Genomic DNA, 14,165 nt, shown 5'->3' with positions numbered 1-14,165 from the left:
CTACCGAACTGTTTAGGCCTGTCCCGTAGTTCTCTGTTCGGCGAGACACAGCCCCCCGAGCCCGTCGCGGATTTTTTGCTGCCCGCGCTCCCGAGCCACGGTATGGAGACGCTGCCGTCGCTGACTCGCGACCTCGTTTCGATCCCCAGTCACGACGACGAAGCGGCTGCCGGAGAGCACATCACAGCGTGGCTCCGGGACCACACCGACGCACAGGTCACCCGCGACGACCACGGGAACGTCATCGCCCGCAAGGGCCAGGGCGATACGTCGCTCGCCCTCGTCGGCCACCACGACGTGGTCCCGCCGGACGGGTCGCAGGTTGACGCCGGCGGCGAGTACGTCGTCGAGGAACACGACAGCCGCCTCTACGGCCGTGGTGCGGCAGACATGAAGGGATGTGTCGCCGCGGCGATGCTGGCCTTCCGGGATGCCGACCCCGCCGGGGAACTCGTTTTCGCCTCCTTCGCTGGCGAGGAACAGGGCGGCGTCGGCTGTCAGGCTGCCATCGAGGACGGCTTCGCCCCCGACTACGCTGTCGTCGGCGAGGGGTCGACCGGCTACTCCGCACCCGGAACGACGGACGTGGCCGTCGCCCACAAGGGCCGGCGGGGGTCGACTATCGTCGCCGAGGGTGCCGCGGCCCACGCCAGCGAACCCGAGGCCGGCGCGAACGCCATCTACCGTGCGACTGACGCCGTCGACGTGGTCCGGGACCTCGACTTCCCGTCGACAACCGTGCTCGGTCACGAGATGAGCGGGAGTGTCGCCGTCACCGAAATCGACGGCGGCTCGGCCTGGAACGTCATCCCCGAGCGCTGTGCGGTCACGGTCGACGAGCGGACGGTCCCCGGCGAGCGCGCGCCGCTTGACAGGGTCGAGGCCATCGACGGCGTCTCCTGGCGCGTCGACCAGGACCTCCCGCCGATGGCCTGTGGCGACGCCGACTTCGCCAACGCGGCACTGGACGCCGCTACCGCCGCGCAGGACGCTACACCCGAACACGTCGTCAAACCGCACGCGACCGACGCCGGCTGGCTCGCCCAGGCCGGGACCGAGTGTGTAATCGTCGGCGCGGCCGAACCCGGCGAGGCCCACACTGGTGATGAGAGCGTGTCGCTGGCTGTGTTGGAACGGTGTCAGGACATCTACGAGCGTGTTGCCGAGTCGTGGCCACAGTCTCGGCTGTGAGTGTGTGGCCGCGTGTCGTATTCGTCTTCTCACCAAATTCAGTGCGCCTGAAATCCCATCCGGTCGCTGTTTAGCCCGCCGACATGGCGGGGCTTTCTGGCTGTTTGAAGACAGTGCTCCAATCCAACAGATTTCGTTGAACCGTCATGCCAACCACCACACTCCTTACCGGCGGCATCGGTTCTTTAGGGACCCCGGCCTAACGCCGCTGTATGGCAACAGCGAGCGAGGACAGCGAGTCCACGTACGAGCAGTTCCTGGATCACGTCCGCCGCCTCCACTACATCGAGGACGCCGGGGGCGTCCTCAACTGGGACCAGCAGGTGATGATGCCCGACGCCGGCACGCCGGCCCGGGCGAAACAGACCTCCGCCATTTCGACGCTCCATCACGATCTGCTTACCGACGACGCCCTGGCCGACTGGCTGGACGAACTCGACGACGCCGACCTCGACCCCGACCAGAAGGCCGTCGTTCGGGAGGTCCGGCGGGACCACGAACGAGCCACCAGGGTCCCCGCGGACCTCGTCGAACGCCTCTCCGAAGCGTCCTCGAACGCCCTCCCCGTCTGGAAGGAGGCCAAGGCCGAGGACGACTTCGACGCCTTCGCCGACACGCTCGAAGAACTGGTCGAACTCCGCCGGGAGTACGCCGCCGCCATCGACCCCGACCGCGACCCCTACGAGGTGCTGTTCGAGGAGTACGAGCCGTATCTCGGCATCGACACTGCCGAGGAAGTACTCACGAACCTCCGTGACGCGCTCGTTCCGCTCATCGACGACATCGCCGACAGCGACGTGACGCTTGCCGACCCATTCGAGGGCACCTACGACGACGACACCCAGCACGACCTCGTCGAGACGGCGCTTGACACGCTTGGCTACGACTGGGACCGCGGCCGCCTCGACACTGCACCCCACCCGTTCTCGATGGGGACGCAGTTCGACGCCCGCGTCACCACTCGCTTCACCCCCGAGGACCCGCTTGACGCGCTCGGCTCGACCATCCACGAGTTCGGCCACGCGACGTACACGCTCGGCCTGCCACAGGAAGCGTACGGCACGCCGCTGGGCGACAATCGCGACCTCTCCGTTCACGAGTCACAGTCCCGCTTCTGGGAGAACCACGTCGGCCGCTCGCGCCCGTTCTGGGACTTCTTCACCGAGACGGCCAACGACCATCTCGGGACCGACGCCACCGCCCAGCAGTTCTACGAAGCGTTCAACGAGGTGTACGACGACAACCTCATCCGGGTCGAGGCGGACGAGCTAACGTATCACATGCACATCATCGTCCGCTTCGAAATCGAACGGGACCTCATCCGCGGGGACCTCGACGTGGCGGACGTACCGGAAGTCTGGAACGACAAGATGGAGGAGTATCTCGGTATCCGCCCCGACACCGACGCCGAGGGCTGCCTGCAGGACATCCACTGGACCAACGGCGCATTCGGCTACTTCCCCACCTACACGCTCGGGTCGGTGCTGGCCGCGCAACTGGACCACCACGCTCGGCAGGATATCGACGGCTTCGACGACCACGTCCGCGCCGGCGAGTTCGGCCCCATCCACGACTGGCTCACCGAGAACGTCCACCAGCACGGCGCACGCTATCGGACTGACGACCTCGTCGAAGAAGCGACGGGTGAGTCCTTCACTGCCGAACACTTCCTCGACTACGCCGACGAGAAGTACCGTGCGCTGTACGACTGCTGACACGACGGTCGACGGACTCCGTTCCAGATATCGACTCTGATATTATCGGGCAACTCGTTTTATATTCCCCTCCCATTGTGACGACTACTATGGCTGAGAGACCGACGGAAAATGTACCGAACCAAACAGGGACGGGGATCGACACAGACATCCAGGACGACGTCGCGGAGAATATCGACACGGAGGCCGGCTACAGCCACACTGCAGCGAGCGAGGTCCAGACGATGCTGGCCGAGCTGGAGGACTCGTCGGTCGGAATCGCGGAGGAAACTGCCGAGATCCGCGAACAGGCCGCCGAGCAGTACGAGGGACTGACAGACATCGCAAACGAGGTGTCGAACCTCTCGGCGTCGGTCGAGCAGATCGCCTCGTCGTCCGAGGAGGTGTCCGCGGCCTCCCGCGAAGCGAAGGAACTCGCCGAACGCGGGCAGGGGAACGCTGACGACGTCCACGAGGCGATGGAGAACATCCAGCAGGCGGCCGACAGCGTCGCCGAGGACGTCAAGACGATTCAGGAGAGCGTCGAGGAGATCGACGAGATCGTCGACGTCATCAACGACATCGCCGACCAGACCAACATGTTGGCGCTGAACGCGTCTATCGAGGCCGCCCGCGCCGGCGAGGCAGGTGAAGGGTTCGCCGTCGTCGCAAACGAGGTCAAGAGCCTCGCCGAGGAGTCACAGGAGCAGGCGACGACCATCGAGCAGATGATCGACGGCATTCAGGACGACACCGAAAACGCCGTCGAGAGCCTCGAAGAGAGCAACGACGAGATCGACGAAGGTATCGACACTGTCGAGGAGTCGACCGAAATCCTCGAAGAGATCGACGACACTGTCCGCGAGGTCAACAACGGTATCGAGGAGGTCGCCACCGCCACAGACCAGCAGGCCGCCTCGACCGAGGAAGTGGCCAGCATGATCGACCAGTCCACGGACGCAGCCGAGGATATCGCCGACGGTACGGCCGACATCGCCGAGGAATCCGATGAGCAAACCGACCTTCTCAGCGATATCAATCAGGCGATAGACGACCTCGTTGCGGACCTCGAGCGAAACAACTGAGCGGCCGGCTGTTCTGGCTGTGCGTCTCGGCGCTCCGTCCCGAACTGCATCCACGACGAACCCGGCGTTTATTTCTCCGGGCTGCCAATCCTCGCTATGCGACCGGATCTGGACCCAGAACAGCTTGACCGGTACTCCCGGCATATCATCATGAACGACGTGGGGCCGGAGGGCCAGGCCGCGCTGCTCGACACTGACGTGTTGGTCGTCGGGGCCGGTGGCCTCGGCGCACCGGTCCTCCAGTACCTCGCGGCTGCGGGTATCGGCCGGCTCGGAATCGTCGACGACGATACCGTCGAGCGGTCGAACCTCCAGCGGCAGGTCATCCACGGCGACGACGACGTTGGCCGGCCGAAGGTCGACAGCGCTGCCGAGTTCGTCACCGGCCTCAATCCCGACGTGACCGTCGACCGCCACGAACTGCGACTGGCGCGGGAGAACGCGACCGACCTGGTGGCCGACTACGACATCGTCGTCGACGCCTCCGACAACTTCGCCACGCGGTTCCTCGTCAACGACGCCTGCACGCTCTCGGGCACGCCCTTTTCACACGGCGCTATCTTCCAGTTCGAGGGACAGGTGACGACGTTCTCGGGCGACAGCCCGTGTTACCGCTGTCTGTTCCCCGAAGCGCCGCCGGAGGGAACTGTCCCTGATTGCGCGACTGCGGGCGTTTTAGGCGTGCTACCGGGTACCATCGGATGCATGCAGGCGACCGAAGTCGTCAAGCTCGCGATGGACTACGGCGAGACGCTGGACGGCCGACTCATCGCCTACGACGCCGCCGAGATGTCCTTCGAGGAAATCCCCGTCGCCGCCAACCCCGACTGCCCGGTGTGTGGCGACGACCCGGCCATCGCGAGCGTCGCCGACGCCAGCTACGAGGGTCGCTGTTCGCTCGCCGAGGACTGACCGGCTCGCTTTGTACTGGCCGGCTCGCTCTGTACTTGCGCCAGTTTTCACGGCTGATACTGCGGAACCGAGTTTTATGCGCTGATAGCCGCGAGTAACGGTAGCCACTCACATGTCCCACCCTGACCACGCGTCTCACCCCCTCTCGGTTCGTCTCCAGATGCCCAGCTACGTCGAACTGGTGTTCTCGCTGGTGCTCGTCTGGGGCTTTGGCGACGCGCTGTCGACGCTGTTTGCCGCCCGGTTTGCCGGGCCGGGACTGGAAGCTAACCCCTGGATACGGACCCTCCTTATCCACGAACCGCTGCTCGTAATCGCTTTGAAGATGGCTGTGGTTCTCTACGTCGGCGTCGTCCTGCTTGAGTGTCGTGACGTGGTCGAGCGGGTCCCGCTGTGGCGGGCCTGGCTCCTGTCCGTCGTCGCCCTCGGCGCGGCCGTCGTGGTCGGCAACACCTACGTTGGCCTGGCCGCGGCCGCCGCTTAGGCCCGGACGGTCCCGAGTTTGACGGCAGCATCTTTCGGCGGCGTTTCGAACAGGTCCGGGTGACACAGCGCCGCCAGGAACTCAAGCGTGTCCACGAGGCGCGGCCCCGACCGATTCACGTAGTGGTGGCCATCCATTACGTACGCCCGGCCGTCCCGGACCGCGGTCAGGTCGTCGAACCCGGGCCGCTCAGTCAGGTCGGCGAGGTTCTCGCGGGTCTGTGCCACGTCGAAGCCACAGGGCGCGGCCACCAGCACCTCGGGGTCGTAGTCGACGACCTCCTCCCACTCGCGGGGCCGGGAGTGAGCGCCCGCCTCTTCCATGCCGTAGGTGCCGCCGGCTTTCCGGACCATTTCGGGCACCCAGTGCCCGCCGACCATCACCGGGTCGAGCCAGTCGAGCACCGCTACGCGGGGCGTCGTCTCGGCTCGCGCCGCCGTGGTTTCGACCGCCGCGACGCGGTCCCGGAGGTCCGCGACGAGGTCTGCGGCGCGGTCGTCGCGCCCGACCGCCGCACCGACTCGGTGGATGGACTCGAACAGGTCGTCGAGACTGTGGACGTCCAGCGTCAGCACGTCGGCGTCCAGTCCCAGTTCCTCGACGGCCTCGGCGACGATGACGTGGTCGACGGCGCAGACGTCACAGACGCCCTGGGTGACGATGAGGTCGGGGTCCAGTTCTACCAGCGTCTCGCGGTCGATAGCGTAGACGCCGCCGCTCTCCTCGGCAGCCGCGACTTGCTCGTTGATCTCGCCGCTCGACGCCGTCGGGTCGACGCGCGAGCGATTGACCGACGGCTTCTCGCGGGCCGCCGGCGGATAGTCGCACTCGTGTGAGACACCGACCGGCTCGACGCCGAGCGCGTAGACGATTTCCGTCGCCGAGGGCAGCAGCGTGACGACTCGCATACCCTGACCTTAGCCCGCGCGGACAAAAACCTGCGTCCGCCACACCGTCCGCACGGTTCGTTACGCTTACCCTCTGTCGCCGAGGAGACGCGGGTATGGAAGTCAAGTCGCGACACCACCTCCGTTCGGACGAGGTCGACACCATCACGACGGCGCTGTCGGACAACCTCGGTGTCGAACTCGACGCGGACAGCTTCGAGAAGGTCGAGTTCGACGACAGCGACTGGGACGTCGTCCTCGTCGATGGCGACCCGCTCGTGCTTTATCTGGATCGCGAGGGACCCCGTCCCTCGGATGGAGGCGGCGAAGCCGCCGAGAAAGAACCGTTCCTCACAGTACAAGGTGCCAATCAGCATCCGCCACAGAAACACGTCGTCACCGTCGACGCCGGGGCCGTCTCCTTTGTCTCGGACGGCGCCGACATCATGCGACCGGGCATCACCGAGGCCGACGACGACATCAGCGAGGGCGACCTGATCGTCATCAACGAGGAGTCCCACGGGAAGTTCCTCGCCGTCGGCCGCGCACAGACCAGCGGCGACGACATGGTCGGCGACAGCGGGAAAGTCGTCAAGTCGCTCCACCACGTCGGCGACGACCTGTTCGAGTTCTCGGTGTAGCGCAGTCCACCGATATCGCACTCCAGTCACACCAGCGGCCGAAGCCCGGACCGGTCGAGGGTACGGTCTATGCCGATTCTGACCACCGCTTCGACCACGCCAGCGCCCACGGCCACCCCGAGCAGCAGGGGCCAGACGGTGAGATACGACGACAGCGGGTGGAGATGCGTCCCGTACAGCCACTGAGACACAGTGTTGCCGAGCAGCCAGAGTGTCATGAGCACCGGCGTGACGAGTGAGAGGCGGCTACAGAGATACAGCGGGACAGCGGCTACGAGGACCATCCCAACGGCGGCGTAGCCGGCCCCGAACGCGAATGTCGTCGGGTCCTGCGACGCGAAGTGGACGCCGTTCGCAAACAGCCACGACAGCACAGCGACGGCATAAAGGACACCACCGACTGCCGTGACGGTGAGGGGAGTTTTCCTGATGGAGGGCGGGCGCATCGTTTCCGGTGTTTGTTCCGCCACTGAATAACGTCTTGTGCAGTACACGCTGTTCCTGATCGTCACCACGGCTGATAAGGGTGTGCTGTGGCGATACGTTCGATGGACGAAAAGTTGAAACGGGTAGCGCACGCCGTGAGTGACATGGGACTGATGAGCAAGATCCTCGGGGAGTCTGGATCCTCTCGGAACACCGAGGATTACGTCGAACTGGACGCGAACGAATTCGAGATGACCGGGACGGAACTCGAACGCCAGGTCCGGATCGCCCGTATCAGCGACAAGCAGGACGTCATCGACATCAAAGACGCCGTCTACGACGGTGACGTGGTCGTCGCGGACATCACGCGCCACTCCACGCAGGACCGCACGATGGAACACATCAGCGACGAACTCAAGCAGGTCGCCAACGAGGTCGGCGGCGACATCGTCCAGAAGGACGACGACCAGCTCATCATCACGCCGGCTGGCGTCGGCATCTCCCGGGAACGCCTCGGTCAGTAGGATTGTGACAGCCCGGCCGACGGGACCTCGCCGTTCGGTCGATCTTGTCAGCTTGTATCAGTCTAACTGCCGGTTTTCGGGGGCTTCAATGCGTTTTTCGGTGTCGCCACGTTAAGAGCGGCAATGACTGAACCGGCGATACGCGCCAGTGGATTACAGAAGCGTTACGGCGACGTCCAGGCGCTCGACGACCTAGAATTGACAGTAGAGCAAGGCGAGTTCTTCGGGCTGCTCGGGCCGAACGGGGCCGGCAAGACAACGTTCATCAACACGCTGGTCGGCCTCGTCCACAAGGACCAGGGGACCGCCGAAGTGTTCGGCTTCGACGTGGAAGAGGACTACCGGGAGGCCCGCGACCGCATCGGCGTCGCGCCACAGGAGTTCAACGTCGACCGTTTCTTCCCCATCATCGAGGTGCTGGAACACAAGGCCGGCTACCACGGAATCGGTCGGGCCGAGGCCCAAGAGCGCGCCGAAGACGCGCTGAAGACGGTCGGTATCTGGGACAAGCGCGACACACGCTTCGACTGGCTCTCCGGCGGAATGAAACGGCGGTTCGTCCTCGCGCGCGCGCTGGTTTCCGATCCGGATCTGCTCATCCTCGACGAGCCGACGGCGGGCGTGGACGTCCAGCTCCGCCACGACCTCTGGGAGATTATCAACCGAATGAACGACGCCGGGACAACGATTCTGCTGACGACGCACTACATCGAGGAGGCCGAACGCCTCTGTGACCGGGTCGCGATCATGGACGACGGACAGAAGGTCGAGGTGGCGACTCCCGACGACCTGATGGCCCGTGGCACCGACACTATCGTCCTCGAACTCGCCGAGATGCCGCGGACGGCCCCGCGACTCGACGTGGAGGGGATCACCGACGTCGAACTGACCGACGAAGGGCTGGCCGTCACCGCGATGGGCGGGAGCCAGACCGCGCCAGCGATAATGCGCGAACTCGAAGCACAGGGCCACACCGTCACCTCGCTGGAGATCCGCCGCGCGTCGCTCGAAGAGGTGTTTGTCGACATGACCCGCGACGACCGCGAGTACGCGGAGGTGTCCGCATGAACGCGAACGCGACCCAGTTCCTGACGCTGGTCCGCCGGGAGATACTCCGGTTCGTCCGCCGGCCGTACAACACGTTCCTCCCGCCGATTATCACGAACGCGCTGTATTTCTCCGTGTTCGGCGTGATTCTGGGGAGCCGGATTGGGGAAATTGCGGGCGTGAGCTACCTCCAGTTCGTCCTGCCCGGACTGGTCGTACTCGGGGCCATCTCGGACAGTTTCGAGAACGCCTCCTTCACTATCTTCCACGGGCGCTGGAACGACTACATCCGAAATGAAAGTACTCAAGTTCTATTCAACAGGGGTGCGGTATGAACCAGAACACAACTCAGTTCTTGACACTGGTTCGACGGGAAATACTCCGGTTCGTTAGACGCCCTTACAACACGTTCCTGCCACCGATTATTACGAACACGCTGTACTTCTCCGTGTTCGGTGTGATACTCGGGAGTCGGATTGGAGAAATCGCAGGGGTGAGTTACCTCCAGTTCGTTCTACCGGGGCTGGTGGTACTTGGAGCTATCTCAGACAGCTTCGAGAACGCTTCATTTACCATTTTCCACGGGAGATGGAATGACTATATTCAGGCTGTATTGACTTCCCCAATGTCAAACCGGAGTATGGTAGCCGCCTACGTCTCGGCCAGCGCACTCAGGGGAGTTGTCACGTCTCTGTTGATTGTCGGCGTGGGGCTGATATTCACGTCTGTCCCTGTTGCTAATCCGCTGTACTTAGTCGCGTTCTTACTGGTAATCACTACGCTGTTCGGTGGGCTTGGAGTAATCGGTGGGTTGTGGGCAAGCGACTTCGACTACCTCACGGTGATGAACCAGTTCATCCTCCGGCCGCTGGTGTTCTTTGGCGCGGTGTTCTACTCACTTGACGTACTGCCACCACTCTGGCGGAACGTCTCGCTACTTAACCCGATGGTCTACATGGTTAACGGCGTGCGGTACGGCATGATTGGGGTTACAGAAATCAATCCCAACACGTCCTTAGCCGTACTAACCGGGGTGACAGTAGTTGTTCTATCAATTGACTTCCTGCTGTTCAAGCGCGGCTACGGACTGGCAGAGTAAGCTTCCATACCATCAGTATACGATTGCACGCGGCCCGGAATCGAGAGCCGTGTAATGAAGACGAAAACCCATGTCATGGAGACTACCTTAGAATCTTCAAGGATAGATATATACTATTCTAAGGTAGTTATAGGTGGGAAGGTTGGAACATTGGAGTAGAATTTTCCCGAAATAGTTAGTAACCCCGCATATCCTGCTGGCGTGGATTCCGTGGATTTTGACGCCGGGAAGGTCGAGGTCGTGCTGGCGCGGGGCTTCCCGAAGTAGCTTCTGAGAGGACACAACTGCGAGGGTTGACCTTTCTGAAACAGTGGTATCGGGGTGTAAGCCCGGCAATGTCCGAGACCAGACCGCAGAAGTCTCGTGACGTGCCTCTTACGAGGCGTTTACCACTTGGTTACTAACGGCATAAATATTCTTCCTACGAGGGCACAACTGCTCAAGAGGCCAGCGCGGGGCTTCCCGAGGAAAACTTTGAGGTTGGATGTGCGCGCGAGAATCGAGAATTGCGCTTTCGTGGGCCTTCTATAACCTTGGGTTATTATATATTACTTTGGGTTATTATTGCTTTTATTGAAGCCAAAGAAATGTTTTCATTATACCAAACCACCCCCGCCCTATATAAACCCTTTACCTTTCATTATAGTGAGGCGCGACGTGAAGCAAGTAGTGCATCCGTTTGAGGTTAGAGGGGCTTATCCACAGGGTAGGCCTCGCGCGATAGTCTTGGGTGGTGGACCGCCACAGGCTGATAAGTGCGACTTGAGGGGAATACAACCCGGAGAGCCGTGCCTGTGTTACGCGACTAAGAGTCCTTAGGCAATAGCCCGATGGTGATTCGCGGCTGATGGATGCAATCTCTGCCCTCGGGGGGAGTCTGCAACTTGAGAGTTGCATCGTCCCCCCTCGGGGGCGATGTTTTCAACGAAAGTTTCAACGAAACTTCTCAACGAAAACGTTCAACGGAACTCTTCAAGAAGGACGAATGTGGCCGAAAGTGCAGTATGAGGGAATGTTGTTGTCCGATGCGCCGCGAATAGCAAGCGGACAACAGTGGGAACATCAGAACGTGGAAACAACACTCTTAGCATCAACTGAGGTAGATTAAAATCGGCGTTGACATCTAATCCCTGATTGGCGACGGGACTTGTTGGAGTTGTCACTCTTTGACAAGTTGCGGAGGTAGATATAGGTTGTATTGACAGTTTCGGATAGTTGAAACTACCCGCTCTGGCTGAAATAAGCAGAGTAAGTACATATTTGTACTCTCAACGAATGTTATGGAATGATGTCATCTGATGTGAATAGCTCAGAAAACGTTCGAGAATCTGACCTATATGCCAAATCTACTGAAGAACTACAAAGCACGTTAGACAAAATACTTGAATCTCATCATGAAATCAGCCAGCGGGCGATTGATTTGGTGAAAATTAATATTCTTTCGTTGAGCGTTATTGTTACAGGCGTCTCCTTTGCCGGACTAAATATCAGTTTAACGCTTCTTTCAGGGTTTATCTCGTTTCTATACTCTATCTGGTCTTGCGTGCAGGTATATCACCCCCGTGAATTTAAACGGGGAATTGGGAAGAAAGGCGGAATTTCTATGGATAAGATGATTTCAAGTGGGTCTACTGAAAATGAATTTTATCGAAACCTACTGTACGCTTATACGGATGCAATACAAAAGGCAGAAGATGCGCACGAGCATGAAAAGTCCTGTTTTCAAAATGGACTATGGGCGTCCATAGCGGCAATTCTATTTTTTTCTGTGGCTGGACTCATTCAAATCTCTGGAGGAGTCCCCCCCGAATTTGAATACCCATTACTGATTATCATTCCAGTTGTAGTGTTTTGGGGAAAAGATAATACTCTGGAGTGATGAAGAATGTCATATGTCCGATGATGACAGCGATACTGAGGAAGAAGTCGAGAAACCAGATGATGCCCCTGATGGATTTGAGATGACTGCTTTATCCGATAGCGCTGACGACTCTCAAAAAGAGTCAGATGAAGACTCCGGAGAGTGATTTTAAACAGACTACCACACTTAGGCTTTATTCGCCGGCCATAGGGTGAGGGTAGTCTATCCCCCCGGATGAAAAGCCCGACTTGCTTCTTTGGCTTCCTCTTTCGACTGCTGAAGATAGATGAGAGTAGTATCCAGTTCGTCATGCCCTAAGAGAGTCTGAAGTGACCGAACGTCCGTACCGGCGTTTAGTTGTGCCATTGCGAAAGAGTGGCGTAGCGTGTGAGCTGTGACCTTGTGTATGGACCGACCGTCTGCGTACTCGTTGATTGTTTCTTGAAGCCCTGCGCTTTCTGCCGCCTTTTTGACTATTCTGTTGATGTAATCTCCTGAGAGGTGTTCATTGTCGTTGGTCGGAAAGAGATAGTCAGAATCTGCGGCATAGGTCATACTCTCACGCCCGCCATAATCAAGCCATTGGGCAAGTTGGAAACCGAGATAATCTTGGTTGTAGGCAACGTAACGCCCCTCTGACGACTTTCGAGGGGGAATATAGACCGACCTATCCTCTCGGTCGATATGTTCCACCTTCGCGTTAGCTATTTCTCCACGGCGAAACCCACAGTTGAATAACATTTTGATTATTAGTTCATTACGGAGACGGGGCGCAGGGACGTTCTCAACAAGTTCTGCGACTTTCTCCGGTTCCAGATATGGGTACTCGTCCGTGTTACTGTCTTTCAGCCCATCTTTCTTTTTCGTAGTGCCTCTGAATAATTTCTTATCATCCTTATCGAGTCCCTCATACGGGTTTTCCGGAACTTCTGGCATATCGTACCTATCAGCCAGTTTGTCGCAATCTTGATAGAATTTTGAGATAGCAGATACTCGCTGGCTAATTGTCGTGGGGGCTAAGCCTTCGTCTGTCTGCTCCTCTATATACACTCGAAGGTCAACCGCGTCTGCGTTCCAGAGGGACTTACTCCGGTCTTCACTTAGCCACTCTCGCCAGTTACGAACGTGAAGGGCGTACCTGTCAACAGTGGCGGAGCTTGAGTCACGACTCCGGCGGTCTTCAAATCGTTCTAAGACCGTCTCGAAGTCGGTCATTGGTCATCCTCTCGTGCAAAAAACTGCTGACCTTCGACGTTCATAACCTCTCTGACCACGCCAGTCTGGTTTTCCAATTTTATCAGGAGGTTACTCACTTTGTCCCGGTCTGCTCCGATTTCTTCCGCTATCTCCTCTGCTGATTTCCCATCTGGCCCGTCGTCAGAGTCGTGTTTCGGGAGAGAGTCGAATACCTTGTTTCTCAAGTCTGCCTGTGCAGTGGCCGTAACCTCCTGTTCAACGTTGGAGAGACGGTTGTCTAAGTTTGAGAGGGTACTTTCCATGCTATCCAGAGTATCCGTAACCTGTTCCAGTATCTCTGTGTCCGCTTCCGGCTGTGCCACCTGTTCCGTCTCGCGGCCGTCCGGTGCGTGGGCCGCGCCCGGCGAGTCTGAGAGTTCGTGCGCGACAGATTGACGGATTAGGTCGGAGAGGCTACTGTACTCCGTTGAATCATTTACGGCACTATCCCACTCGGCTTTCGTCTCGGGATTGACGGTCAGATTAACACGCTTTTTTTCTACCATCGTGCTTCTACTGTCACAGGCCTATTGAATAAAACTTGTGTAAAACTACGCCGGAACGACTACATCCAGGCGGTCCTCACCTCCCCGATGTCGAACCGGAGCATGGTGGCCGCCTATGTCTCGGCCAGCGCACTCCGGGGGGTCGTCACGTCGCTGCTGATCGTCGGCGTGGGACTGGTGTTCACCTCCGTCCCTGTCGCCAACCCCGTGTATCTCGTTTCGTTCCTGCTGGTGATTACCACGCTGTTCGGCGGCCTCGGCGTCATCGGTGGCCTCTGGGCGAGCGACTTCGACTACCTCACGGTGATGAACCAGTTCATCCTCCGGCCGCTGGTCTTTTTCGGCGCGGTGTTCTACTCGCTCGAAGTCCTGCCGGCGTTCTGGCGGAACGTCTCGCTGCTCAATCCCATGGTGTACATGGTCAACGGCGTTCGCTACGGCATGATCGGCGTCACCGAAATCGACCCGAACACGTCGCTGGCCGTCCTGACCGGGACGACCGTGGTCGTGCTGTCAATCGACTACGTGCTGTTCAAGCGCGGTTACGGGCTCGCCGAGTAGCGCCGTTCTGA

At 59.9% G+C, this 14,165-nt stretch carries 15 protein-coding genes and 2 pseudogenes; 13 read left to right on the top strand and 4 right to left on the bottom strand.

From position 1 onward, the window contains the following. Positions 1-102 precede the first annotated feature (102 nt). The 5 genes from VI340_RS12160 (at position 103) to VI340_RS12140 (ending at position 5,366) form a co-directional block, all read left to right on the top strand. Positions 103-1,191, top strand: a complete 1,089-nt coding sequence (locus tag VI340_RS12160; protein WP_336328938.1) for a M20 family metallopeptidase — start codon at positions 103-105, stop codon at positions 1,189-1,191. A gap of 212 nt (positions 1,192-1,403) precedes the next feature. Then, positions 1,404-2,906 (top strand): carboxypeptidase M32, encoded by a 1,503-nt coding sequence (locus tag VI340_RS12155; RefSeq protein ID WP_336358430.1) that lies wholly within the window; start codon positions 1,404-1,406, stop codon positions 2,904-2,906. A gap of 89 nt (positions 2,907-2,995) precedes the next feature. Next, entirely contained in the window at positions 2,996-3,970 is a 975-nt protein-coding gene (locus VI340_RS12150) for a methyl-accepting chemotaxis protein (RefSeq protein WP_336328940.1), read from the top strand. Positions 3,971-4,066: 96 nt separating this feature from the next. Then, positions 4,067-4,882, top strand: a complete 816-nt coding sequence (gene ubaA / locus VI340_RS12145) for an SAMP-activating enzyme E1 (RefSeq protein WP_336328941.1) — start codon at positions 4,067-4,069, stop codon at positions 4,880-4,882. 112 nt (positions 4,883-4,994) lie between these two features. Next, positions 4,995-5,366, top strand: a complete 372-nt coding sequence (locus VI340_RS12140) for a DUF5658 family protein (RefSeq protein ID WP_336328942.1) — start codon at positions 4,995-4,997, stop codon at positions 5,364-5,366. Here the strand turns inward: VI340_RS12140 and VI340_RS12135 are convergent. Further along, positions 5,363-6,274, bottom strand: a complete 912-nt coding sequence (locus VI340_RS12135; RefSeq protein ID WP_336358429.1) for a cobalamin-binding protein — start codon at positions 6,272-6,274, stop codon at positions 5,363-5,365. The two genes, VI340_RS12140 and VI340_RS12135, sit on opposite strands and share 4 nt — an antisense overlap. Positions 6,275-6,369: 95 nt before the next feature. Between VI340_RS12135 and VI340_RS12130 the strand changes: the two genes are divergently transcribed. Beyond that, positions 6,370-6,894 carry an RNA-binding protein gene (locus VI340_RS12130; RefSeq protein ID WP_336358428.1) on the top strand — a complete coding sequence of 175 codons (525 nt, stop codon included), beginning with the start codon at positions 6,370-6,372 and terminating at the stop codon, positions 6,892-6,894. Between the two features lie 26 nt (positions 6,895-6,920). On the opposite strand, the gene VI340_RS12125 is transcribed toward VI340_RS12130, so the two are convergent. Next, the gene (locus tag VI340_RS12125; protein ID WP_008308003.1) at positions 6,921-7,340 is read right to left on the bottom strand and encodes a hypothetical protein; all 420 of its coding nucleotides are present in this window, start codon (positions 7,338-7,340) and stop codon (positions 6,921-6,923) included. Positions 7,341-7,484: 144 nt separating this feature from the next. Here VI340_RS12125 and VI340_RS12120 point away from each other — a divergent pair, with 144 nt between their 5' ends. The 6 genes and pseudogenes from VI340_RS12120 to VI340_RS12095 all read left to right on the top strand — a co-directional run bounded on the left by VI340_RS12120 (position 7,485) and on the right by VI340_RS12095 (position 12,017). Further along, the gene (locus VI340_RS12120; RefSeq protein ID WP_008308005.1) at positions 7,485-7,844 is read left to right on the top strand and encodes a cell division protein SepF; all 360 of its coding nucleotides are present in this window, start codon (positions 7,485-7,487) and stop codon (positions 7,842-7,844) included. A 123-nt stretch (positions 7,845-7,967) separates the two neighbouring features. Next, entirely contained in the window at positions 7,968-8,912 is a 945-nt protein-coding gene (locus tag VI340_RS12115) for an ABC transporter ATP-binding protein (RefSeq protein ID WP_008308007.1), read from the top strand. Beyond that, positions 8,909-9,223, top strand: a pseudogene (locus VI340_RS12110) (ABC transporter permease); the annotation flags it as partial. The gene VI340_RS12115 and the pseudogene VI340_RS12110, both read left to right, overlap by 4 nt. After that, complete coding sequence (locus VI340_RS12105; RefSeq protein WP_336358426.1) at positions 9,223-9,990, top strand: ABC transporter permease; 768 nt, start codon at positions 9,223-9,225, stop codon at positions 9,988-9,990. The pseudogene VI340_RS12110 and the gene VI340_RS12105, both read left to right, overlap by 1 nt. Positions 9,991-11,278: 1,288 nt before the next feature. After that, positions 11,279-11,869: a hypothetical protein gene (locus VI340_RS12100; RefSeq protein ID WP_336358425.1), complete on the top strand. Its 591-nt coding sequence runs from the start codon at positions 11,279-11,281 to the stop codon at positions 11,867-11,869. A gap of 13 nt (positions 11,870-11,882) precedes the next feature. Then, complete coding sequence (locus VI340_RS12095) at positions 11,883-12,017, top strand: hypothetical protein (RefSeq protein ID WP_336358424.1); 135 nt, start codon at positions 11,883-11,885, stop codon at positions 12,015-12,017. Between the two features lie 56 nt (positions 12,018-12,073). Here the strand turns inward: VI340_RS12095 and VI340_RS12090 are convergent, their stop codons facing one another. Together VI340_RS12090 and VI340_RS12085 are read right to left on the bottom strand one after the other, a co-directional pair. Beyond that, on the bottom strand, positions 12,074-13,066 hold the full coding sequence (locus VI340_RS12090) for a tyrosine-type recombinase/integrase (protein WP_336358423.1): 993 nt from the start codon (positions 13,064-13,066) through the stop codon (positions 12,074-12,076). After that, a complete protein-coding gene (locus tag VI340_RS12085) occupies positions 13,063-13,593 on the bottom strand; it encodes a hypothetical protein (RefSeq protein WP_336358422.1) in 531 nt (176 codons plus the stop codon). Before VI340_RS12085 ends, VI340_RS12090 begins: the two co-directional genes overlap by 4 nt. A gap of 48 nt (positions 13,594-13,641) precedes the next feature. Here VI340_RS12085 and VI340_RS12080 point away from each other — a divergent pair. Beyond that, a pseudogene (locus VI340_RS12080) lies at positions 13,642-14,154 on the top strand (ABC transporter permease); the annotation flags it as partial. Positions 14,155-14,165 lie beyond the last annotated feature (11 nt).

The sequence above is a fragment of the Haloarcula sp. CGMCC 1.6347 genome, assembly GCF_037078395.1.
GTDB classification, from domain to species: Archaea; Halobacteriota; Halobacteria; order Halobacteriales; family Haloarculaceae; genus Haloarcula; species Haloarcula amylolytica.
This window is presented reverse-complemented; position numbering and strand designations above follow the sequence as displayed.

Bases quoted from the DNA above. Each gene is read 5' to 3' on its own strand.
- VI340_RS12155 (WP_336358430.1), top strand. From the start codon at position 1,404: ATGGCAACAGCGAGCGAGGACAGCGAGTCCACGTACGAGCAGTTCCTG.
- VI340_RS12150 (WP_336328940.1), top strand. From the start codon at position 2,996: ATGGCTGAGAGACCGACGGAAAATGTACCGAACCAAACAGGGACGGGG.
- VI340_RS12115 (WP_008308007.1), top strand. From the start codon at position 7,968: ATGACTGAACCGGCGATACGCGCCAGTGGATTACAGAAGCGTTACGGC.
- VI340_RS12140 (WP_336328942.1), top strand. From the start codon at position 4,995: ATGTCCCACCCTGACCACGCGTCTCACCCCCTCTCGGTTCGTCTCCAG.
- VI340_RS12130 (WP_336358428.1), top strand. From the start codon at position 6,370: ATGGAAGTCAAGTCGCGACACCACCTCCGTTCGGACGAGGTCGACACC.
- VI340_RS12090 (WP_336358423.1), bottom strand. From the start codon at position 13,066: ATGACCGACTTCGAGACGGTCTTAGAACGATTTGAAGACCGCCGGAGT.
- ubaA (WP_336328941.1), top strand. From the start codon at position 4,067: ATGCGACCGGATCTGGACCCAGAACAGCTTGACCGGTACTCCCGGCAT.
- VI340_RS12120 (WP_008308005.1), top strand. From the start codon at position 7,485: ATGGGACTGATGAGCAAGATCCTCGGGGAGTCTGGATCCTCTCGGAAC.
- VI340_RS12105 (WP_336358426.1), top strand. From the start codon at position 9,223: ATGAACCAGAACACAACTCAGTTCTTGACACTGGTTCGACGGGAAATA.
- VI340_RS12095 (WP_336358424.1), top strand. From the start codon at position 11,883: ATGTCCGATGATGACAGCGATACTGAGGAAGAAGTCGAGAAACCAGAT.
- VI340_RS12160 (WP_336328938.1), top strand. From the start codon at position 103: ATGGAGACGCTGCCGTCGCTGACTCGCGACCTCGTTTCGATCCCCAGT.
- VI340_RS12125 (WP_008308003.1), bottom strand. From the start codon at position 7,340: ATGCGCCCGCCCTCCATCAGGAAAACTCCCCTCACCGTCACGGCAGTC.
- VI340_RS12085 (WP_336358422.1), bottom strand. From the start codon at position 13,593: ATGGTAGAAAAAAAGCGTGTTAATCTGACCGTCAATCCCGAGACGAAA.
- VI340_RS12135 (WP_336358429.1), bottom strand. From the start codon at position 6,274: ATGCGAGTCGTCACGCTGCTGCCCTCGGCGACGGAAATCGTCTACGCG.
- VI340_RS12100 (WP_336358425.1), top strand. From the start codon at position 11,279: ATGTCATCTGATGTGAATAGCTCAGAAAACGTTCGAGAATCTGACCTA.